16 protein-coding genes are annotated in these 20242 nt (G+C 66.2%); 5 read left to right on the plus strand and 11 right to left on the minus strand.

Going from position 1 to position 20242, the window contains the following annotated elements:
• Window positions 1-103: 103 nt before the first annotated feature.
• From Q0Q02_RS12970 to tpiA, 3 genes are all read right to left on the minus strand, one after another.
• Window positions 104-1732, minus strand: coding sequence for a CTP synthase (locus Q0Q02_RS12970; protein ID WP_293810005.1), 1629 nt, complete (start codon window positions 1730-1732; stop codon window positions 104-106).
• A 153-nt stretch (window positions 1733-1885) separates the two neighbouring features.
• Complete coding sequence (secG, locus tag Q0Q02_RS12975) at window positions 1886-2299, minus strand: preprotein translocase subunit SecG (RefSeq protein ID WP_199086330.1); 414 nt, start codon at window positions 2297-2299, stop codon at window positions 1886-1888.
• A gap of 143 nt (window positions 2300-2442) precedes the next feature.
• Window positions 2443-3207, minus strand: a complete 765-nt coding sequence (gene tpiA / locus Q0Q02_RS12980; RefSeq protein ID WP_293810006.1) for a triose-phosphate isomerase — start codon at window positions 3205-3207, stop codon at window positions 2443-2445.
• A 350-nt stretch (window positions 3208-3557) separates the two neighbouring features.
• Between tpiA and Q0Q02_RS12985 the strand changes: the two genes are divergently transcribed.
• A complete protein-coding gene (locus tag Q0Q02_RS12985; protein ID WP_293810008.1) occupies window positions 3558-5471 on the plus strand; it encodes a SurA N-terminal domain-containing protein in 1914 nt (637 codons plus the stop codon).
• 2 nt (window positions 5472-5473) lie between these two features.
• On the plus strand, window positions 5474-6988 hold the full coding sequence (gene trpE, locus Q0Q02_RS12990) for an anthranilate synthase component I (protein ID WP_293810010.1): 1515 nt from the start codon (window positions 5474-5476) through the stop codon (window positions 6986-6988).
• A 227-nt stretch (window positions 6989-7215) separates the two neighbouring features.
• Here the strand turns inward: trpE and Q0Q02_RS12995 are convergent, their stop codons facing one another.
• Window positions 7216-7788: a TIGR00645 family protein gene (locus Q0Q02_RS12995; protein ID WP_293810011.1), complete on the minus strand. Its 573-nt coding sequence runs from the start codon at window positions 7786-7788 to the stop codon at window positions 7216-7218.
• A gap of 244 nt (window positions 7789-8032) precedes the next feature.
• Between Q0Q02_RS12995 and Q0Q02_RS13000 the strand changes: the two genes are divergently transcribed.
• Both Q0Q02_RS13000 and xth read left to right on the plus strand, forming a co-directional pair.
• Entirely contained in the window at window positions 8033-8491 is a 459-nt protein-coding gene (locus Q0Q02_RS13000; RefSeq protein ID WP_293810013.1) for a BA14K family protein, read from the plus strand.
• Between the two features lie 134 nt (window positions 8492-8625).
• Window positions 8626-9405: an exodeoxyribonuclease III gene (xth, locus tag Q0Q02_RS13005; RefSeq protein ID WP_293810014.1), complete on the plus strand. Its 780-nt coding sequence runs from the start codon at window positions 8626-8628 to the stop codon at window positions 9403-9405.
• Window positions 9406-9570: 165 nt separating this feature from the next.
• Here xth and Q0Q02_RS13010 read toward each other — a convergent pair whose 3' ends face one another.
• The 4 genes from Q0Q02_RS13010 to Q0Q02_RS13025 form a co-directional block, all read right to left on the minus strand.
• Window positions 9571-10482 (minus strand): tetratricopeptide repeat protein, encoded by a 912-nt coding sequence (locus Q0Q02_RS13010; RefSeq protein ID WP_293810016.1) that lies wholly within the window; start codon window positions 10480-10482, stop codon window positions 9571-9573.
• Between the two features lie 25 nt (window positions 10483-10507).
• Complete coding sequence (gene ilvD, locus Q0Q02_RS13015; protein WP_293810018.1) at window positions 10508-12238, minus strand: dihydroxy-acid dehydratase; 1731 nt, start codon at window positions 12236-12238, stop codon at window positions 10508-10510.
• Window positions 12239-12527: 289 nt separating this feature from the next.
• Complete coding sequence (locus Q0Q02_RS13020; RefSeq protein ID WP_293810020.1) at window positions 12528-13109, minus strand: DedA family protein; 582 nt, start codon at window positions 13107-13109, stop codon at window positions 12528-12530.
• Between the two features lie 351 nt (window positions 13110-13460).
• Complete coding sequence (locus Q0Q02_RS13025; protein WP_293810022.1) at window positions 13461-16286, minus strand: valine--tRNA ligase; 2826 nt, start codon at window positions 16284-16286, stop codon at window positions 13461-13463.
• 274 nt (window positions 16287-16560) lie between these two features.
• On the opposite strand from Q0Q02_RS13025, the gene Q0Q02_RS13030 reads away from it, so the two are divergent.
• The gene (locus tag Q0Q02_RS13030; RefSeq protein WP_293810024.1) at window positions 16561-16788 is read left to right on the plus strand and encodes a hypothetical protein; all 228 of its coding nucleotides are present in this window, start codon (window positions 16561-16563) and stop codon (window positions 16786-16788) included.
• Window positions 16789-16940: 152 nt separating this feature from the next.
• On the opposite strand, the gene Q0Q02_RS13035 is transcribed toward Q0Q02_RS13030, so the two are convergent.
• The 3 genes from Q0Q02_RS13035 to Q0Q02_RS13045 form a co-directional block, all read right to left on the minus strand.
• Window positions 16941-17549 (minus strand): DUF2497 domain-containing protein, encoded by a 609-nt coding sequence (locus Q0Q02_RS13035; protein WP_293810026.1) that lies wholly within the window; start codon window positions 17547-17549, stop codon window positions 16941-16943.
• Window positions 17550-17797: 248 nt separating this feature from the next.
• On the minus strand, window positions 17798-19114 hold the full coding sequence (locus tag Q0Q02_RS13040; RefSeq protein WP_293810028.1) for a TolC family outer membrane protein: 1317 nt from the start codon (window positions 19112-19114) through the stop codon (window positions 17798-17800).
• 277 nt (window positions 19115-19391) lie between these two features.
• Window positions 19392-20111, minus strand: a complete 720-nt coding sequence (locus Q0Q02_RS13045; protein WP_293810029.1) for a protein-L-isoaspartate O-methyltransferase — start codon at window positions 20109-20111, stop codon at window positions 19392-19394.
• Window positions 20112-20242 lie beyond the last annotated feature (131 nt).

Consider the following 20242-nt stretch of genomic DNA (forward strand, 5'->3'; position numbering starts at 1 on the left):
CACACGATTGTCGTTCCGGGCTCTTCGCTGACGCGATGCCCCGGAACGACAAGGGCGCTTCCGAGCGGGGGCTCCCCCGCAATTGTCCAGGCAACCTCTTGCGTCAGACCAGGCGGCTCTGGGCCTTCGCCGCCTCGATGAAGCTGGCGAAGAGCGGATGCGGCTCGAAGGGGCGCGACTTCAGCTCGGGATGGTACTGCACGCCGATGAACCAGGGATGGTCGGGATATTCGACCGTCTCGGGCAGCAGGCCGTCAGGCGAGAGGCCGGCGAAGCGCAGGCCCTTGGCTTCGAGCTGCTCGCGATAGCCCATATTCACCTCGTAGCGGTGTCGATGGCGCTCGGAGATCTCGGTCGAGCCGTAGATCTCGGCGATCTTCGATCCGGCCGCCAGCGTCGAGGCATAGGCGCCGAGGCGCATCGTGCCACCGAGATTGCCACCGGCTGCGCGCTCTTCCAGCTCGTTGCCGCGCATCCACTCGGTCATCAGGCCGACGACGGGCTCCTGCGTCGGGCCGAACTCGGTCGAATTGGCGTTCTCGATGCCGGCCAGCGAACGAGCCGCCTCGATCACCGCCATCTGCATGCCGAAGCAGATGCCGAAATAGGGCACCTTGCGGTTGCGCGCGAAGGTCGCCGCCTTGATCTTGCCTTCGGCGCCGCGATGGCCAAAGCCGCCGGGCACGAGGATGCCGTGGACATGCTCGAGGAAGGGCGCCGGGTCCTCTTTCTCGAAAACCTCCGACTCGATCCAGTCGAGATTGACCTTCACATTGTTGGCGATGCCACCATGGGTCAGCGCCTCGATGAGGGACTTATAGGCGTCCTTCATGCCGGTATACTTGCCGACGACGGCGATGGTGACCTCGCCCTCGGGGTTCTTCACCCGGTCGGAGATGCGCTTCCAGCCGGTCACGTCGGGCTCGGCCTTGGCGTCCATGCCGAAGGCGGCAAGCACCTCGGTGTCGAGCCCCTCGGCATGGTAGGAGAGCGGCACGTCGTAGATCGAGGCGACGTCGCGGGCCTCGATGACCGCAGTCTCGCGGACATTGCAGAACAGCGCGAGCTTGCGGCGTTCCTCGCGCGGGATCTCGCGGTCGGTACGGCAGAGCAGGATGTCGGGCTGGATGCCGATCGAACGCAGTTCAGCGACCGAATGCTGGGTCGGCTTGGTCTTCAGTTCGCCGGCTGTCGGGATATAGGGCAGCAGCGTCAGGTGCACGAAGATGCACTGGCCGCGCGGGAGCTGCTGGCTGATCTGGCGGATCGATTCGAGGAAGGGCAGGCTCTCGATATCGCCGACCGTGCCGCCGATCTCGACCAGCGTGAAGTCGTAGCCCTCGTTGCCGGTGAGCACGAATTCCTTGATGGCGTTCGTGACATGGGGAACGACCTGAATGGTCGCGCCGAGATAGTCGCCGCGGCGCTCCTTGGTCAGGATGTCCATGTAGATGCGGCCGGTGGTGATATTGTCACCCCGGTTGCAGGGCCGGCCGGTGAAGCGCTCGTAATGGCCGAGGTCGAGATCGGTCTCGGCACCATCGTCGGTGACGAAGACCTCGCCGTGCTGATACGGACTCATCGTGCCCGGATCGACGTTCAGGTAAGGGTCGAGCTTGCGCAGGCGGACCGTATGGCCGCGCGCTTGGAGAAGGGCTGCGAGAGCCGCCGCCGCCAGGCCTTTGCCAAGCGAGGACACCACGCCGCCGGTGATGAAAACATACCGCGTCATGGGAGTTCACCTCTATCGCCACGGGTTCGATTCGCTAAGCGCGTTCTGAGCAGTCCCGCCTTGCCCTGCGCGCTTGTCCACAAAAGAGAAGGCCGGTCGCCCGGCCCCTCCAAACTCAAAAGAGAAGGGCCGGTTTCCCGGCCCTGCCCCATCTTATTGCTGCGGCGCCGCTGGCGGCGTCGGCGGCTGTGCACCGCCCTGATTCTGGTTTTGCATCTGGCGCAGCTGGTCGAGGACGCCGCCGGCATTCGGGGCGCTCGGCCCCGCAGGCGCGCCGGGCGTGGCCGGGGCAGAGGTCGCAGGCGCGCCGTCGATGATGGAGCGCTGGACGCGGCCGCGCGTGGCCATCACGGCCAGCACGATGGAGGTCAGGAAGAACAGGCCGGCGAGAATCGCGGTCGCGCGGGTCAGGGCATTGGCCTGGCCGCGTCCGGTCATGAAGCCGCCGACGCCGCCTCCGCCGCCGGAACCCATGCCGAGGCCGCCGCCTTCGGAGCGTTGCAGCAGCACGACGCCGACGAGCGCGACGACGATGATCAGGTGGATGACGATGAGAACGTTCTGCATGGTCTCACGAAATGGGCATGGCGCGGGCCGCCGCCAAGGGCTACCCGCTCCTCCTCGAAAGGTCGAGGCGAATTCGGCGGGGCACATAACATGTGCCGACCGGCAGCGCCACCCCTGCACGACGGCCGATTTGCAGCCTGTGATCAGCCGGCGCAGGCCCGCGCGATTGCCAGGAACTCCTCGGCCTTGAGGCTGGCGCCGCCGACAAGCGCTCCGTCGACATTCGCGACATTCATCAATTCGGCGGCATTCGAGGGCTTGACCGAGCCGCCATAGAGCAGCCGCACACCGGCAGCGGCCTGCTTGCCCAGCAAGCGGCCGAGCTCGGCGCGGATCGCCTCGTGCATCTCGGCGACATCCGCCGCCGTCGGCGTCAGCCCCGTGCCGATCGCCCAGACCGGCTCATAGGCGACGACGAGCGTATCAGGTGTCGCGCCGTCCGGCACCGAGCCGCGCAACTGCTTCTTGACGACGGCAAGCGCCTTGCCGGCCTCGCGCTCGTCCTTGGTTTCGCCGACGCAGACGATCGGCACCAGCAGCGCCCTCTGCGCGGCCTCGGCCTTGGCCTTGACCGTGGCATTGGTCTCGCCATGGAGCGTGCGGCGCTCGGAATGGCCGACGATGCAGAAGCTTGCGCCGGCGTCCGCCAGCATGGCGGCGGAGACCTCGCCGGTGAAGGCGCCGGAGGCTTGCGTGCTGCAATCCTGCCCGCCGGTCGCGATGCGCGAGCCGATCAGGGCAGCGGTCGCCGTGAACAGCAGGCTGGCGGGCGGGCAGATGGCGAGGTCGACATTCGGCTTCAGGGTGGCGTCGTAGCCCTTGGCCACCTCGGCCGCGATGACAAGGTCGGCCTTCAGGCCGTTCATCTTCCAGTTGCCCGCCACCAGCGGCTTGATGCTGCGCGTCACGTCGATCCTCCGAAATTCGTTATCCCGGCTCTAGCAACGCCCGGCCGGCGCCGCAATCGCGTGGTCGTGAAGCAGAACGCTCGCTTTGTCCCCTTCAACCCTCATCCTGAGGAGCCATTCCAAGAGGAATGGCGTCTCGAAGGATGTTCCAGATGGTTCGGGAGCCTCCTGAAGCATCCTTCGAGACGCCGCTGACGCGGCTCCTCAGGATGAGGGCTCGAAAGGCGAAACGCGACCAGCGGCGGCAGGGCGATTGCGGCTTTCGCCATCGGTTCCTATAAGCAGCGCCGGAAAATACGCGCGCGGGCTCGTTTGCGCGCCACGAACAGGTTCAGGGAAAGACAGCTTCCATGATGATGCAGGGCATCCGCAAGGCGAGTCAGGGTTTGCTCGGCAAGCTCGTCATCAGTGTCCTGTTCGGCATCCTGATCCTCGCCTTCGCGATCTGGGGCGTGGGTGACATCTTCCGCGGCTATGGCCGCAACGAAGTCGCCAAGATCGGCAAGGCCGAGATCGGCATCGAGCAGATGCGCACGGCCTATCAGAACGAGATCCAGAACCTGATCCGCCAGCAGCGCCGCCAGATCTCCCCTGAGATGGCGCGCGCGCTTGGTCTCGACCGGCAGGTGCTCTCCCGCCTGCTCACCGAGTCGACGCTCGACCAGACGGCGCGGAGCATGCGGCTTGCGGTCTCCGACGAGACGATCCGTAACCTGATCTTCGACGACCAGGTCTTCCGCGACGCTTCCGGCCAATTCTCGCCCGCCCGCTTCAACGAATTGCTGCGTTCGAACGGCTATACCGAGCAGAGCTATGTCGCGCTCCAGCGCTCGACCATCCTGCGCCAGCAGCTGTCCGAGATGCTGACCGGCGGCCTCGTCGCTCCGGTCGCGCTGCAGGAGCTTGGCAGCCGACTGCGCAACGAGAAGCGCTCCATCACCTTCGCCCGGATGCCAGCGAGCGCGGCCGGCGAGATCGCGGCGCCGAGCGAGGACCAGCTCAAGACCTTCTTCAACGACCGCAAGATCGCCTTCCGCGCGCCGGAGTTCCGCACGGCCGCCATCCTCTCGATCACCGCCGAAACGCTGGCCGATCCGGCCAAGGTCACCGACGAGGAGGCCAAGGCCCGCTACGAAGCAACCAAGGCCCAGCGCTTCACCGCGGTCGAAACCCGCACCGTGCAGCAGATCCAGTTTCCGAACGAAGAGGAAGCGAAGGCGGCCAAGGCCAAGATCGACGGCGGCGAGACCTTCGACGAGATCGCGACCGAGCGGAACGTCGCCTTCAACGACCTGACGCTGGGCACTTTCACCCGCGCGCAGATGGTTGACCCCGTGGTGCGCGAGGCAGTCTTCGCGCTGGAGGAAGGCGCCGTCAGCGCCCCGGTCAAGGGCGCCTTCGGCACCGTGCTGCTGCGCGTCACCAAGGTCGACGCCGCGCATGTCCGCCCGTTCGAGGAGGTCGCGGCCGAGGTGAAGCAGGAACTGGCGACGAGCCGCGCCGCGAGCCAGGTCACCGAGCTTCACGACAAGATCGAGGATCAGCGCGCCTCGGCCCGGCCGCTCGCCGAGATCGCCAAGGAGCTCAATCTCAAGCTGCGCAATGCCGGCCCGATGAGCGCGAGCCTCACGCGTCCGGACGGCTCGAAGGAGGAGGCACTGCCGGGCGCCGACGCCACGCTGCAGGCCATCTTCCGTTCTGATATCGGCGTCGACAACGAGGCGATCCGCCTGGGCCGCGACACCGGCTATGTCTGGTTCGACGTCACCAAGATCGATCCGGCGCGCGAGCGGACCTTCGACGAGGTCAAGGCCGAGGTCGAGAAGCAGTGGCGCGCCGACGAGACGGCATCCAGGCTTTCCGCCAAGGCGCGTGAGCTGTCGGAGCGGCTCGACAAGGGCGAGAACTTCGACGCGGTCGCCGCCTCGGCCGGGCTCACCATCGAGACCGCCGCCGATATCGGCCGCCAGGACCAGCGCCCTGAGCTGCCGGGCACGGTCGTCGCGCAGGTCTTCGGCACCGCCGCCGGCAAGAGCGGTTCGGCCGCCGGGGTCGACGGTTCGCGCATCCTGTTCCGGGTCGATTCGGCCACCGTCGCGCCTTATGTCCGGACCACGCAGGAAGCCGGCAATTTCGAGCGCCTGCTTTCGCAGAGCGTGAGCGAGGACATCATGCTGCAATATGTCGCGAAGCGGCAGGCCGAGCTCGGCGTCAGCATCAACGAGGCGGCCTTCCGCAACGCGACGGGCGGGGCGCAGAACTGACGATGCAGCCGCTCCAGGAGTTCGAGCGCTTCGCGCAGACCTACGAGACCGGCGCCCCGCAATTGCTGCGACGGGTGCTGGTTGGCGATTGCGAGACGCCGGTCGCCGCCTTCCTGAAGCTGCGCCATGCCACCAGCGGCCCGGCCTTCCTGCTCGAATCGGTCGAGGGCGGCGCAGTGCGCGGCCGCTATTCGATGATCGGGCTGGAGCCCGACCTGATCTGGCGCTGCCATCACGGTCAGGCCTCGCTCTGCCGGCCGGCGCTGGGCGAGAGCTTCCTTGCCGATCCGCGCCCGGCCTTCGAGAGCCTGCGCGCTCTGCTCGAGGAGAGCGCCATTCCGGAGGCCGAAGGGCTGCCGCCGATGGCGTCCGGCGTCTTCGGCTATCTCGGCTACGACATGGTTCGCCTGATGGAGCGCTTGCCGGAGCCGAAGGAAACAGGCACTGGCGTGCCCGACGCTATCCTGACCCGGCCGACGCTGATGGTGGTCTTCGACGCGGTGCGCGACGAGATCCATGTCGTAACACCAGTCCGGCATATGCCGGGCGTCGGCGCGCGCCATGCCTATGAACGGGCGCAGGAGCGGCTGGAAGCCGTGGTGCAGGCGCTGGAAGGCGCCCTCCCCGCCGAGGCCGAGGTCGACATCGCCAACCTGCCGGAGCCGGTCACCACCTCGAACACGAGCGAGGCCGCGTATCTGGAGATGGTCGACAAGGCGAAGGAATACATCCGCGCCGGCGACATCTTCCAGGTCGTGCTGTCGCAGCGCTTCGAGGCGCCCTTCGCGCTACCGCCCTTCGCGCTCTACCGGGCGCTGCGGCGCGTCAATCCGGCGCCTTTCCTCTGCTATCTCGATTTCTGCGACTTCCAGATCGTCTGCTCCAGCCCCGAGATCCTGGTGCGCTTGCGCGACGATACGGTCACGATCCGGCCGATCGCCGGCACGCGACGGCGCGGCGCGACCGAGGCTGAGGACAATGCCCTGGCCGAGGAGTTGCTCGCCGACCCGAAGGAGCGCGCCGAGCACCTGATGCTGCTCGATCTCGGGCGCAACGATGTCGGCCGCGTCGCCGAGATCGGCTCGGTCAAGGTCACCGATTCGTTCTTCATCGAGCGCTACAGCCAGGTGATGCACATCGTCTCGAATGTCGAAGGCAGGATCGACCCGAAGCACGATTCGCTCGCCGCCCTCATCGCCGGTTTCCCGGCCGGGACAGTGTCGGGCGCGCCGAAGGTCCGGGCGATGGAGATCATCGACGAGCTGGAGCGCGATGCGCGCGGCGCCTATGCCGGCTGCATCGGCTATTTCGGCGCCAATGGCGAGATGGATACCTGCATCGTGCTGCGCACGGCGGTGGTCAAGGACGGGCGCATGCATGTCCAGGCCGGCGCCGGCATCGTCTACGATTCGAACCCGGCCTCCGAGCAGGAGGAATGCATCAACAAGGCTAAGGCCCTGTTCCGCGCCGCCGAGGAGGCGATCCGCTTCGCCGCCCGCAGCGGCCGCGGGCAATAGGCATCCGAGCTGGCCATGAACGCGGCTAGCTCTTCCCGGAACCGCCGCGTCATCCCGGGCTTGCCCCGGGATCCATCGGAGGACTCCGGAATTCTACGATGGATCCCGGAGCTGCGCTGCTCCGCAGCTTGTCCGGGATGACGGCATCGTTCCGTCAAAGACCTGCGCACCCAAAAGTAAAACGCCCCGCCGGATCGGCGGGGCGTTTCTGTTTCGAAAGGTCGTTCTCAGTGCCCCTTGCCGGGCGTCGACGTCATCCTGTCGACCCAGGCGATGCCGAGCGCCGAGAGGATGAAGACGACATGGATCAGCGTCTGCAGCAGGACGCCGGTCTCGGTGTAGTTCGCCTTGCCCTCGATGCCGATATTGCCGGCCTCGATAAAGGTCCTCAGCAGATGGATCGACGAGATGCCGATGATCGCCATGGCGAGCTTGATCTTGAGGATGCTCGCGTTGACGTGGCTCAGCCATTCCGGTTGATCGGGATGGCCCTGGAGTCGCAGCCGCGAGACGAAGGTCTCGTAGCCACCGACGATGACCATGATGAGCAGGTTCGAGATCATCACCACATCGATCAGCCCCAGCACGACCAGCATGATCTGCTGCTCGCTGAAATCGAAGGCGTGGGTGACGAGATGCCAGAGCTCCTTGAGGAACAGGAAGACATAGACGCACTGCGCTACGATGAGGCCGATATAGAGCGGCAGCTGCAACCAGCGCGAGCTGAAGATCAAGGCCGGTAGCGGCCTCAGGGGACCAAGCGCGGCAGGCTGGGCGGACGGTTCGCGCGGTTGCGCCATAGTCGGGTTCCGATCCTTTCAAGCAGATCATCGATACGTGAGTGCAACGCTAGATGACGGGGAATTTCCGCCGGTGCAAGCACTCCGAAGCTGCTTTCGAGGGCAAAAGCGACGCGAGCGTGACGACCCATTTAAGCCCGGATTGACTGCTAACTTTCCTTGTGGTCACCGGACCGCTACATTCGAAGCCAAACGGGGGAACATGCGGAGTTCCGCTCGCCAGGTATCGCAGAGGAGTTTCGTCATGATCAGGACGCTCGCCGTCGCTGCCGCCCTTGCCGGTGGCACTCTACTCGCCCTTCCGGCTGCGGCGGCCCCGCTCGCTCCCGCAGCCTCGGCCGTCGCGGCCGTGCAGCCCGGCAGCGATCTCGTCCAGAACGTGCAGTACTATGGTCGCTATGGCTATGGCCCGCGTTATTACGGCTATCGTCGCGGTCCGGCCGTAGGAGCTGGCATCGCGGCCGGAATCGTCGGTGGTGCGCTCGCCGCCGGCGCATTGGCCGCCCCGCCGCCAGTCTACTACGAACCGGAGCCGGTCTATGTCGCGCCGCCGGTGGTCTATGCTCGGCCTGTACCGCGCGCCTATGGCTATAGCGTTGAGGACACCGACGCAGTCGCCTACTGCTCGCGCCGCTTCCGCAGCTACAATCCGGAGACCGGGACCTATATCGCCTCAGGCGGCGTCGTCCGCGCCTGCCCCTGACAGCAGGCGACAGCGCGATCGTAGACAACGACTCCCCGCAGCGATGCGGGGAGTTTTTCGTTTGCGGTCGAAACCGGCTTGCCTTGGCGGCGGCGCTACCGCTTATCTGCGGCTCGTCTGAATCGGAGCATCTCGTGCGGATCGCCACGTGGAACGTCAATTCGGTCAGGCAGCGCCTCGGCCATCTCCTGGACTTCCTGAAGGAGGCCGAGCCCGACGCGCTCTGCCTGCAGGAGATCAAATGTGTCGATGCCGATTTCCCGCGCACCGAGATCGAGGCGGCCGGCTGGCAGGTCGAGATCCACGGGCAGAAGACCTTCAACGGCGTTGCAATCCTCAGTCGTTCGCGGTTGGAGGATGTCCGCCGCGGCCTGCCGGGCGATGATGGCGACGAGCAGGCGCGCTATCTCGAGGGTGTATTGCCCCTGGGCGACGGCGTGGTGCGCGTCGCCTCGATCTACCTGCCCAATGGCAACCCGCCCAATACCGAGAAATACCCCTACAAGCTCGGCTGGATGCATCGCCTGACCGCCCATGCGCGGATGCTGCTGGAGCATGAGGAACCGCTGGTGCTGGCCGGCGACTACAACGTCATCCCCGAACCGCGCGACGCCCGCGACCCGGCCGCCTGGGTCAGCGACGCGCTCTTCCTGCCGCAGACGCGGGCGGCCTTCCGCGATCTCCTCAATCTCGGCCTGACCGAAGCCCTGCGCAGCACGACCGATGCGTCCGGGCTCTACACTTTCTGGGACTATCAGGCCGGCGCCTGGCAGCGGAACAATGGCATCCGCATCGACCACCTGCTGCTCTCAGCCCAGGCGGCGGACAGGCTCTCGGGCGTCAAGATCGCCAAGCATGTCCGCGGCTGGGACAAGCCCTCGGACCATGTCCCGGTGATGATCGAATTGCAGTGAAGGGCCGAGGCCGGGCGCCCTGTCCGAGCTCGCGGCGGAATCACGCCGTCATTGCGAGCGCAGCGAAGCAATCCAGAGCGCTGGGCTGAAGCGTCTGCCCCAGTTCCCCTGGATTGCTTCGTCGCTTCGCTCCTCGCAATGACGGCGTGTTTCCGCCGCTATAGCTCAGTTCTGAGCCGCGGTGCCGCTGCGTGAGTTCACCAGATGCTGGCGCTCGATCAGGGCGAGCGCCGCCGAGCGATCGTTGGCCGAGGCTGCCGCGAAAGCCAGGTCATGCCGCTCGATGATCCAGGACTCACGGGCCGGATCGGCGCCCTCGCGCGCCATGGCGAGCCACATCAGTCCGAGCACCGGGTGGCGCGGCACGCCCTCGCCGCCACGCAACAGCATCTCGCCGAAGGCGGCACGGGCCGGCGCATGGCCCTTCTCAGCCGCGAGCTTCATCCACCGGGCCGCCTGGCGCGGGTCGCGGCTGGCGCCCTGTCCGGTCATGTAGAGGCGGGCGAGATTGTACTGGCCGTCCGGGTCGCCGAAATAGGAGGCGGCGTAGTGGAACATGTCGAAGGCCCGGTCGGGATTGGGCTTCACATAGCTGCCCTTGATGCCGTCCGAGAAATAGTTGCCGAGCGCGACGAAGGCGCTGCCGACGAGCCGGGCGTCGGCCGTACCGGGAATCGCGTCGGCGTTCTCGTCCGCGATCTTCGAGAAATACTCGAAGGCCTTGAGATCGTTGGCCGGAACGCCCTCGCCGCCGGCATACATCCGGCCGAGCTTGTACTGTGCCGTGAGATGCCCCTGCGAGGCCGCGTATTCGAGCGCGCGGACAGCGCCGACCTTATTGCCGGCGGTGGAATCGCGCATCCAGGCCTTCAGTGCGTCGCGCGCGCTGGTGAAGGGCACGAGCGGCAGCGCCGTATGGGCGGTGGGCGTATCGGGCGCGGGAGCGATCGCGGCAGCGCCCGGCACCCGGACGGAATCGTCCGGCTCCGGCAGCGCCCCGCCCGGAATGGCGCGCGGCGGCAGCAGCTTCGTGCCTGAAATGTCCTGCGCCAGGACGACCTGCGGGCCGCCGAGCAACAGGAACAGGCATGCTATGGTTGAGCTAGATATCCGCATAGCAATGGGTTTCGGCCGCCCCTCCTGGGTGGGTAACGGCGCCGCCTTTGGCGGAGCCGACGGTCTGCGCGTATTTCCACAGCGCGCCGGAGTTGTAGTCGGTCTTCCTCGGTTTCCAGTCCTTACGACGCGCTTCAAGTTCGGCATCAGAAAGGCGGACTGCGAGCTTTCCTGTGATGGCGTCGAGTTCGATGATGTCGCCGTCGCGGATCAGGCCGATCGGGCCGCCGACGGCGGCTTCAGGCCCGACATGGCCGACGCAGAAGCCGCGGGTCGCACCCGAGAATCGGCCGTCGGTGATCAGCGCAACCTTGTCGCCCATACCCTGGCCGTAGAGGGCAGCGGTGGTCGCCAGCATCTCGCGCATGCCGGGGCCACCCTTGGGGCCCTCGTAGCGAATGACGAGCACGTCGCCTTCCTTGTAGGTCCGGTTCTTGACGGCCTCGAAGGCGTCTTCTTCGCGATCGAAGCAACGGGCCGGACCGGTGAAGACGAGCTGGTCCTCGGGCATCCCGGCGATCTTCACGATCGCGCCTTCCGGCGCCAGATTGCCCTGCAGGCCGACGACGCCGCCGGTGACCGTGATCGGCTTGTCGGCGCGGTAGACCACGTCCTGCTGGTCGTTCCACTTCACCGAGGCCATGTTCTCGGCGATGGTGCGGCCGGTGACGGTCATGCAGTCGCCGTGGAGATAGCCGGCATCGAGCAGGCTCTTCATCACCAGCGGGATGCCGCCGACCTCGAACATGTCCTTGGCGACGTATTTCCCGCCCGGCTTCAGGTCCGCGATATAGGGCGTCCTCTTGAAGATCTCGGCGACCTCGAACAGGTCGAAATCGATGCCGCATTCATGCGCGATCGCCGGCAGATGCAGCGCGCCATTGGTCGAGCCGCCGGTCGCGGCGACGACCATCGCGGCATTCTCCAGCGCCTTGCGGGTGACGATGTCGCGCGGGCGGATGTTCCGCGCGATCAATTCCATCACCATCTCGCCGGCGGTGTAGCAGAAGGTGTCGCGAACATCGTAGGGCGCCGGGGCGCCGCAGCTATAGGGCAGCGCGAGGCCGATGGCCTCGGCGACGGTCGCCATGGTGTTGGCGGTGAACTGCGCGCCGCAGGAACCGGCCGAGGGGCAAGCGACCTCTTCGAGTTCCTTCAGGTCTTCGTCCGACATGGCGCCGACCGAATGCTTGCCGACGGCTTCGAACACGTCCTGGACGGTGACCGGACGGCCCTTGAAATTGCCGGGCAGGATCGAGCCGCCATAGATGAAGATCGAGGGGACGTTGAGACGCACCATCGCCATCATCATACCGGGCAGCGACTTGTCGCAGCCGGCGAGGCCGACCAGCGCATCATAGCAATGGCCGCGCATGGTGAGTTCGACCGAGTCGGCGATGACCTCGCGCGAGGCCAGCGACGACTTCATGCCCTGGTGGCCCATGGCGATGCCGTCGGTGACCGTGATCGTGCAGAACTCGCGCGGCGTGCCGCTCGCGGAAGCGACGCCCTTCTTCACCGCCTGGGCCTGGCGCATCAGCGAGATGTTGCAGGGGGCGGCCTCGTTCCAGCAGGAGGCGACGCCGACGAAGGGCTGCGCGATCTGCTTCGCAGTCATGCCCATCGCGTAATAATAGGAACGGTGCGGGGCCTTGGCCGGGCCGACGCTCACATGGCGGCTCGGCAGCCTCGACTTGTCGTACACACGCCCGTCCATCGCCACTCGCCCTGTCCCCCGACCAGCACGGCGCGAAGATGTGCCACGCCATGCCTGCCGGGAGCAATCGCGCCCCCGAAACCCCGAAAACTCTCCGGAACCGTTCAAGATCCGGCGCGCTAGTCCCGATTTTGATATATCTCAGGCACTTAACGCAGCGTTTTGCTGGGCTTCGTTTGTGGCGGCTTCTTGGCGGTTATGGCCGCAGGGACGGCGCCGGGCACCGTTCCCATCCGAGTGTTGCGTCGATGTCACAAAACTTGGGTCGACAGGGTGACGTAACGGCCGCTCAGAGCACCATCGGCAGCACGAAGAAGCCGCCGACGATGACCACGAGCAGGGCCAGCGCCACCATCGGCAGATGCCTCTCGATGAAGATGCGGATGTCGTCGCCATAGAAGCGCAGCGCCACTGCGATCATCAGGAAGAAGGTCGCGCGCGACACGACCATGCCGATGGTGAACTTCCACAGGTCGAAATGCAGGAAGCCGGACATGATCGTGACGATCTTGAACGGGATCGGCGTCAGGCCCTTGGTGACCAGCACCCAGAACCAGTAGTCCTGCGAGGTCGCGATCAGGCTGGCCGCCTTGTCCTGCAATCCGTAGATGCCGATCAGCCAGGCGCCGACCGACTCGTAGAGCAGCGCGCCGATCGCATAACCGAGATAGCCGCCGAGCACGGCGCCGAGCGAGCAGATGCCGGCATAGAGCCAGGCCCGGTCCGGCCGGGCGATGCACATCGGAATCAGCAGCGGGATCGGCGGCAGCGGGCTGAACGAACTCTCGATGAAGGTGAGGCCGAAGAGCAGCCACGGGGCCGCAGGATGGGAAGCGTACGAAACGCACCAGTCATAAGCTCGCTTGAGCATGGGTTCTGAACAGCCGGTCCTTGAGCCGCCACGCATTCTGCATGGCGGGTTTGCGTCGGGCGCATCTAAGCGGGGTCCGCGAGAGAATGCGAGTCCTCTCTTGGATCAGCGTCAATTTGACGACGAAGCCGTGACCGGAATGCGATACCCGCGGCTGACCTTGGCTGGGTATGCCGGCCCTCATCTTGAAGGGGCAGGTCAGTATGCGCTGTCATTCCGGGCGGAGCGAAGCGTAGACCCGGAATCCATCGTAGAACTCGCCGCCCTTCGATGGATTCCGGATCGGCGCCGCTCCGCGGCTTGTCCGGAATGACGACGCGCGTGTGACCTTCGCTTCAGCGGGGCGGCTTCTTATGCCAGCCGCGCCAGCGCCTCCGCGACCTTGAGCTTGCGGGCCTCGGCCGCGGCCTTGCGCTCGCGATTCTCCTCGACGATCTCCTCGGGCGCGCGGGCCATGAAATCGGGGTTTCCGAGCTTCTTCTCGACGACTGCGATGTCCTGGTCGAGCTTGGCGAGCTCCTTGGTCAGGCGCGAGCGTTCGGCGTCGAGATCGATCAAGCCGGCGAGCGGCAGCGCCGCGACCTCGCCGCGCACGATGATCTGGGCCGACTGGGCCGGCGCCGCCGCCTCGAAACCGATGTCGGAGACGCGCGCGAGGCGTTCGATCATCGGCCGCCAGCTCTCGATCGTCGCCCGCGTCGCCGCCGAGGCATTGACGAGCACGAGCGGGGCCTGCGTCCCGGCCGGCACGTTCACTTCCGAGCGCACCGAGCGGATGTCCGAGATCAGGTCGACGACGAAGCCGATCTCGGCCTCGGCCGCCGCGTCCTTGAGCGCCGAGAGATCGGCCCAGCGGGTCAGGCAGACCAGCGAAGCGTCACCGGCCGCGAGCTTGCGCGGCGCCCCGGCTTCCGCCTTCTGCGCCCAGAGCTCCTCGGTGAGGAACGGCATGAACGGGTGCAGGAGCTGGCAGATCAGGTCGAGACAAAAGGCCACCGTCGCTTGCGTCTCGGCCTTGGCGGCGGCATCGACCCCCTCGCCCTGCAGCACCGGCTTGGCGAGTTCGAGATACCAGTCGCAGAACTGGTTCCAGACGAAGCGATAGGCCGCGCCCGCCGCCTCGTTGAACTTGAAGCTCGGGATGCCGGCTGCGATCTCTTCCGCCGCCTGCGCCGCCTCGCTCAGGATCCAGCGGTTGAGCGGCTGCTTGACGCTCGCCGGATCGAAACCTTCCGCACGGGCGCAGCCGTTCAGCTCGGCGAAGCGCGCGGCGTTCCAGATCTTGGTCGCGAAGTTGCGATAGCCCTCGACGCGCTGCGTGCTGAGCTTGATGTCGCGGCCCTGCGCCGCCATCGCGCTCAGCGTGAAGCGCAGCGCGTCGGCGCCGTACTTGTCGACGAGCGTCAGCGGGTCGATGACGTTGCCCTTGGACTTCGACATCTTCGCGCCCTTCTCGTCGCGAACGATGGCGTGGATGTAGACGTCCTTGAACGGCACCTCGTCCATGAAGTTGAGACCCATCATCATCATCCGGGCGACCCAGAAGAAGATGATGTCGAAGGCGGTGACCAGCGTCGCCGTCGGGTAATAATGCTTCAGCTCGGCCGTCTGCTCCGGCCAGCCCAGCGTCGAGAACGGCCAGAGCGCCGAGGAGAACCAGGTGTCGAGCACGTCCTCGTCGCGCTTCAGCGCGACGGTGTCGCCGTAATGCGCCATCGCCAGCGTCTGCGCCTCGGCTTCCGACTCGGCAACGAAGACCTCGCCGTCCGGCCCGTACCAGGCCGGAATCTGGTGGCCCCACCAAAGCTGGCGCGAGACGCACCAGGGCTCGATATTCTCCAGCCAGTCGTAATAGACCTTGGTCCAGTTCTCGGGCGTGAACTTGGTGCGCCCGTCCTGGACGGCCTTGATCGAGCGCTGCGCCAGCGGCTTGACGTCGACATACCACTGGTCGGTCAGCCAGGGCTCGATCACGACATCCGAGCGGTCGCCATGCGGGACGGTGTGGGTGTTCGGCTCGACCTTCGCGAGCAAGCCGCGCGCGGCCATCATCTCGACGACGCGTCGGCGCGCGACGAAGCGATCGAGGCCGTGGAGCGCCAGCACGGCTTGAACCGCCTCCGCATCGGTCCCAGTCGTGAAATCCTCATTTCCGCGAAGCAGGATGCGCGCCTCGCCGTCGAGGATGTTGACGACGTCGAGCTGATGGCGCTTGCCGACCTCGAAATCGTTGAAATCATGCGCCGGCGTGATCTTGACCGCGCCTGTGCCCTTCTCCGGATCGGCATAGTCGTCGCCGAAGATCGGGATGATGCGGCCGACCAGCGGCAGCACCGCCTTGCGGCCGATCAGATGGCCGATCTTTTCGTTCTCGGGATGCACCGCGACGCCAGTATCGCCCAGCATCGTCTCGGGACGCGTCGTCGCGACCGTGATGAAGGTCGCGGCATCGTCAGCGTCATAGGTCGCGCCTTCGAGCGGGTAGTTGAAATAGTAGAGATGGCCGTTCGGGTCGCGATTCAGCGCCTTGTCGAGCTTGGCAGCGTCGAACTCTTCCTCGCCGCCGCGCTGCCACTTGAACGTGCCGGTCTTCTCGACCTGCAACACCTCGAGATCCGAGATCGCGGTCTGGAATTTCGGATCCCAGTTCACCAGCCGCTTGGCGCGGTAGACGAGCCCCTGCTTGTGCAGGCCGACGAAGACCTTGAGGACGGCAGCCGAGAGGCCCTCGTCCATGGTGAAGCGCTCGCGCGACCAGTCGCAGGAGGCGCCGAGGCGGCGGAGCTGGTTGACGATCGTCCCGCCCGACTCCTCCTTCCACTTCCAGACCTCGGCGAGGAAGGCTTCGCGGCCCATGCTGCGGCGGTCGCTGCGGTTCTCGGCGGCGAGCTTGCGCTCGACGACCATCTGCGTCGCGATGCCGGCATGGTCGGTGCCGGGCTGCCAGAGCACATCCTTGCCGCGCATGCGCTCGAAACGGCAGAGCACGTCCTGCAGCGTGTTGTTGAGCGCGTGGCCCATATGCAGCGAGCCGGTGACGTTCGGCGGCGGGATCACGATGCAATAGGGCTCGGCGCCGGGTGCAGCGCCCCTGCCCGCCTTGAAGGCTTCGGCCTCGTCCCAGGCCTTGCTGATCCGGGCCTCGACGGCTGCCGGTTCGAAAGTCTTGTCCATCATCGCATCGCTCGAACGCAGAAAGGCCGGGGAACCTGCCCCGGCCGGAAAAATCACGGGCCAAAAAGGTCTCGGCCCTTAAGAGCCCATGCGCAGGGCATGCGTCAACGTTTTCGATGATGCACCGCGCCTTGGCGAACCCGCATCGGCCTCAGACAAGGTTCGGCTGCAGGAACCGGAGCGGCATCACGCAGTTATGGAGGAGCCAGGAATTACCGACGTCGAACCCCCTTCCCGGTTTTGTTCGAGGCTCGGAACCGACGAGCAGGATGCGATGATGAAACTCATGGTCCATGCCCTCGGGGCGTGGTTCGCAATCGAGGCGGCCTCCGGCCGCTATCCCCGCCCCGTCGCCGTGGGCCTGACCATGCTGGTCGCGCGATTGGGCGCGCCGGCGACGGCCTTCGCCCTGGCCGGTTACGGGGTGATGCGTCTCAAGGAGGCCGGCGCATTCGAACGGGCGCGGCCACGCACGCGGCGGCGGCGAACGGTCAGGCCGGAATAGAGCGTACTTCACGTCTCCGAAGAGGCGCCGTCATTCCGGACAAGCCGCGTCAGCGGCGCCGATCCGGAATCCATCGAAGGGCGTTGCACTCTACGATGGATCCCGGGTCAAGCCTGGGATGACGGCGTGTTTCCGCAGGACAGCCTTGGAACTCAGTTGCGCCCGCCGCGCGCGACGCGCTCGATCTCTGTCCGCACCAGCCGCTCGACCATAGTCGGGAGATTGTCGTCGAGCCAGGTCTTGAGCATCGGCTTCAGCATGTCCTTGACCAGATCTTCCAGCGTCCGCGCATTGTTGCTGAGCACGGTGGAAGCCAGCTGGCCGAAGGCATTGGTCACGACGGAGCTGGCCTGATCCGACAACAGGCTCGCCATATCGGGGCCGGGTGTGAAAGCCGGTTGAGGCTGCGGCGCAAGCTGAAAGGGGGCCGGCGGCTCGACCGGAGCAGCCGGCGGCTCCGGCGGCAAGGCTGCGGCGGGCTCGTCGTCGGCGAAGGCGATATCGGAATCATCCGGATTCTCAACGGGCGGAGCCGGCTCGGCCACTGGCGCGGGCGTAGGAGCGGGGGCGGCAACCAAAGCAGCCTCGGCCCCAAGGTCGAGCACGTCGTCATCGATCGCGGCGACCGGCGCAGGCGCGGATTCGGCCTCCGGCGCAGCGGCCTCCTCGGCCGGCTTCGCCTCGTCATCCGAGATGATCCGACGGATGGAGGCGAGGATTTCCTCCATCGACGGTTCGCTGGGCTTGGCTTGCGCGCTCATGAGAGTCTGACCGTTGGACACCGTGCGCGCCGATGGAATCAACGCCGCTCCAAGAGCGCAGTATTCCACGCTGACCTTGCCAGACAAGGCGCCAGCAGGCTCTCCCACAGGAGAAATCGGCCCTGTTGCCCTATCGCATCGCGCCGAACAGCAGCCTGCCCATTTCGGGAAGCTGCGACGAGGTCATCGATGGAAGACTGCCGCCATCACGCCCTGCCGGGCGCGCGGCGATCAGGATGCCGCAGGCCTCAGCGGCCGTCCGGCGTCTGGGTGCCCCAGAGCTTGCCCTGAACCTGCTCATAATGCTGGCGAGCGTCGTAGACCTCCGCCTTGAGCTTGAGGGTCTGGGCGGAAAGCTTGCCGACAGCCGACAGGACCGCATAGGAGGCGACGACGCGGTCGCGCTGGGCGACCACGAGGCTCGAGCGGGCGCTCACCAGTTCCTGCTGCGCGTTGAGCACGTCAAGCGTGGTGCGTTGGCCGACCTTCGCCTCCTCGCGGACGCCGGACAGGGCCGTGGACGCGGCCTCGACCTGCGCCTGGGCGGCGATGATCTGCGCCTTGGCCGCATCGAGCCCGCCCCAGGCGGAGACGACCGCGGCGCGCACGGTATCGCGCTGGGTATCGACTTCGATCCGGCGCTGGCCGGCCGTTTCCTTGGCCTGACGAGTCCGGGAATAGACTTGGCCACCCTCGTAGATCGGGATCGTCAGCGTGCCGACGAGGCTGGCCGAAAAGCGCTGGTCGCCGGAATACTGGCTGTCGTAGCGCTGCTGGACCAGGCCGCGCACGCCGACGACGGGATAGAGATCGGCCTCGGTGACCTTGACCTGCAATTCCGCGGCATCGACGCCGTGCAGCGACGCGACGATAGCCGGGTGCACCGTCAGGGCCTGGTTCAGCGCGGCCGGCAGCGATTTCGGCAAAAAGCTTTCGACCGGACGCGCCGGAGCGAGCGAGCGCGGCTCCGTGCCGACAACCTGCCGGAAGCGAGCCACCGAGGTCTTCAGATTCGATTCGGCGAGGATCGCCTGGGACCGCGCCGAGGACAGGCGTGCTTCCGCCTGCGCCACGTCGGTGCGCGTCACTTCGCCGACCTGGAACCGGTCGCGGGTCTGGCGCAGCTGCTCCTCGAGCACCTCGACGTTGTTGCGGTTGAGATTGAGGATCGCCGTGTCGCGCAGCACGTTCATGTAGGACGTAGCGGCATCGAGCAGCACGTTCTGTTCGGTGTTGCGCAGGGTGGCGCGCGCGCCGAGCACCTGCGATTCGGACTGGCTCACGGAGCTGCGGGTCTTGCCTGAATCGAAGATGTTCTGGTCGATCTGCACGCCGGCGCCACGCGGGCCAAGGCGCGAATTGACCGTGGAATGAAAAGGCGAACTGGTGGCGAGGCCAGGAATCTCCTGCTGGGTGATGCTGGCGCCGATATCGGCCGAAGCCGTGATTCGGGGGCGATAGCCCGCCTTCGCCTGCGGCACGTTCTCGTCGGTCGCGCGGACCGAGGCGCGCTGCGCGTTGAGCGTTGGATTGGCGGAATAGGCCCGTGCGAGCGCAGATTCCATGGTCTGAGCCGAAACCGGCCCGACCCAACCGCCTGCCAGCGCCAATGCGAAGGCGGCGGAGAGCCCAAACCCGGAAGTCTTGTCGTTGCGTTTATGCACTGGACGCCTCATGTGCGCACTGAAAGTCGCGCCCAGGCATCGCCCCAGCCTCGGCAGAGTTGCAATTTATACCGATCACGGCACCTTCCGCCAACGCATGGGGCGGCACCGGAGCGGTTTCGTTCATTCACTGCCGCAAAAATGCGACACTTTTCAATGTCGGAGAACCCCGCCGACATCAGAAAACGAAGGCCGCCGGACGGCGGAACTCCGAGAGGACGGGCGCCGCAGCATCGAAAACCGGGCGACCGGAGACGATGTCGGAGGACTTCATGTAGAGCATGACTCGCGCGGCGCGGCCAAGCCCTTCGACCACGACGAGCCGGCCTTCCGGCCGCAGCAGCGGAAAGAGCGTCTCAGGCGAAACCTCGCAGGCCCCGCTCACGAGAATCGCATCGAAGCTGGCATTGGCGGGCTGCGTGGCCGTGACCGTCACATCGCTGGCGCCTGCCCGGGCCAGGGCCGCCTCGGCCAGAGCGCGAGCTGCGGCGTCAGGTTCCCAGAGCGTCGCATTCGCTTCCATGTCCGCCATCAGTGCTGCGCCGTAGCCAGAGCCGCCGGCATATTCGAGCACGGTCTCGCCCGGCTGCGGGTCCAGAAGCTGGATCATGCGGACGGCCACCATCGGGGTCATCAGCGCCCGACCGGTACCCGGCAGCGGAATCGATTGGTCGAGATAGGCGAGATGCGACAGATTCTCAGGAACGAAGGCTTCGCGCGGCACCGAATCCGCGGCAGCCAGCGCAGCCCGGTCGGTGATGTCATAGGTCCGCAGCTGGCAATCGACCATATTGCGGCGCAGCGAGGTGAAATCGTCCATACCGAACTCTCCGTCCACGACGCCGGCATTGCCGGGAAGCGACTGCTCTTCCGAAGCCGCCGCGACCGGTGCAGCCATCGCGCCGTTCTTCGGCAGCTTTCTGTTCGACCCCCGCGCAAAAGGCAAGCGCCGCCTGGCCGCAGGTATACACCACCGACGGTTAAAGCGATCTATCGATGTGAGGGGGAAAAGTGGCTCCCGGAGCAGGA

It is taken from the genome of uncultured Allobosea sp., assembly GCF_945956895.1.
Classification (GTDB): domain Bacteria; phylum Pseudomonadota; class Alphaproteobacteria; order Rhizobiales; family Beijerinckiaceae; genus Allobosea.

Bases quoted from the DNA above. Each gene is read 5' to 3' on its own strand.
- Q0Q02_RS12970 (WP_293810005.1), bottom strand. From the start codon at position 1,732: ATGACGCGGTATGTTTTCATCACCGGCGGCGTGGTGTCCTCGCTTGGC.
- secG (WP_199086330.1), bottom strand. From the start codon at position 2,299: ATGCAGAACGTTCTCATCGTCATCCACCTGATCATCGTCGTCGCGCTC.
- Q0Q02_RS12985 (WP_293810008.1), top strand. From the start codon at position 3,558: ATGATGATGCAGGGCATCCGCAAGGCGAGTCAGGGTTTGCTCGGCAAG.
- trpE (WP_293810010.1), top strand. From the start codon at position 5,474: ATGCAGCCGCTCCAGGAGTTCGAGCGCTTCGCGCAGACCTACGAGACC.
- Q0Q02_RS12995 (WP_293810011.1), bottom strand. From the start codon at position 7,788: ATGGCGCAACCGCGCGAACCGTCCGCCCAGCCTGCCGCGCTTGGTCCC.
- Q0Q02_RS13000 (WP_293810013.1), top strand. From the start codon at position 8,033: ATGATCAGGACGCTCGCCGTCGCTGCCGCCCTTGCCGGTGGCACTCTA.
- ilvD (WP_293810018.1), bottom strand. From the start codon at position 12,238: ATGGACGGGCGTGTGTACGACAAGTCGAGGCTGCCGAGCCGCCATGTG.
- Q0Q02_RS13020 (WP_293810020.1), bottom strand. From the start codon at position 13,109: ATGCTCAAGCGAGCTTATGACTGGTGCGTTTCGTACGCTTCCCATCCT.
- Q0Q02_RS13025 (WP_293810022.1), bottom strand. From the start codon at position 16,286: ATGATGGACAAGACTTTCGAACCGGCAGCCGTCGAGGCCCGGATCAGC.
- Q0Q02_RS13030 (WP_293810024.1), top strand. From the start codon at position 16,561: ATGAAACTCATGGTCCATGCCCTCGGGGCGTGGTTCGCAATCGAGGCG.
- Q0Q02_RS13035 (WP_293810026.1), bottom strand. From the start codon at position 17,549: ATGAGCGCGCAAGCCAAGCCCAGCGAACCGTCGATGGAGGAAATCCTC.
- Q0Q02_RS13040 (WP_293810028.1), bottom strand. From the start codon at position 19,114: ATGGAATCTGCGCTCGCACGGGCCTATTCCGCCAATCCAACGCTCAAC.
- Q0Q02_RS13045 (WP_293810029.1), bottom strand. From the start codon at position 20,111: ATGGCTGCACCGGTCGCGGCGGCTTCGGAAGAGCAGTCGCTTCCCGGC.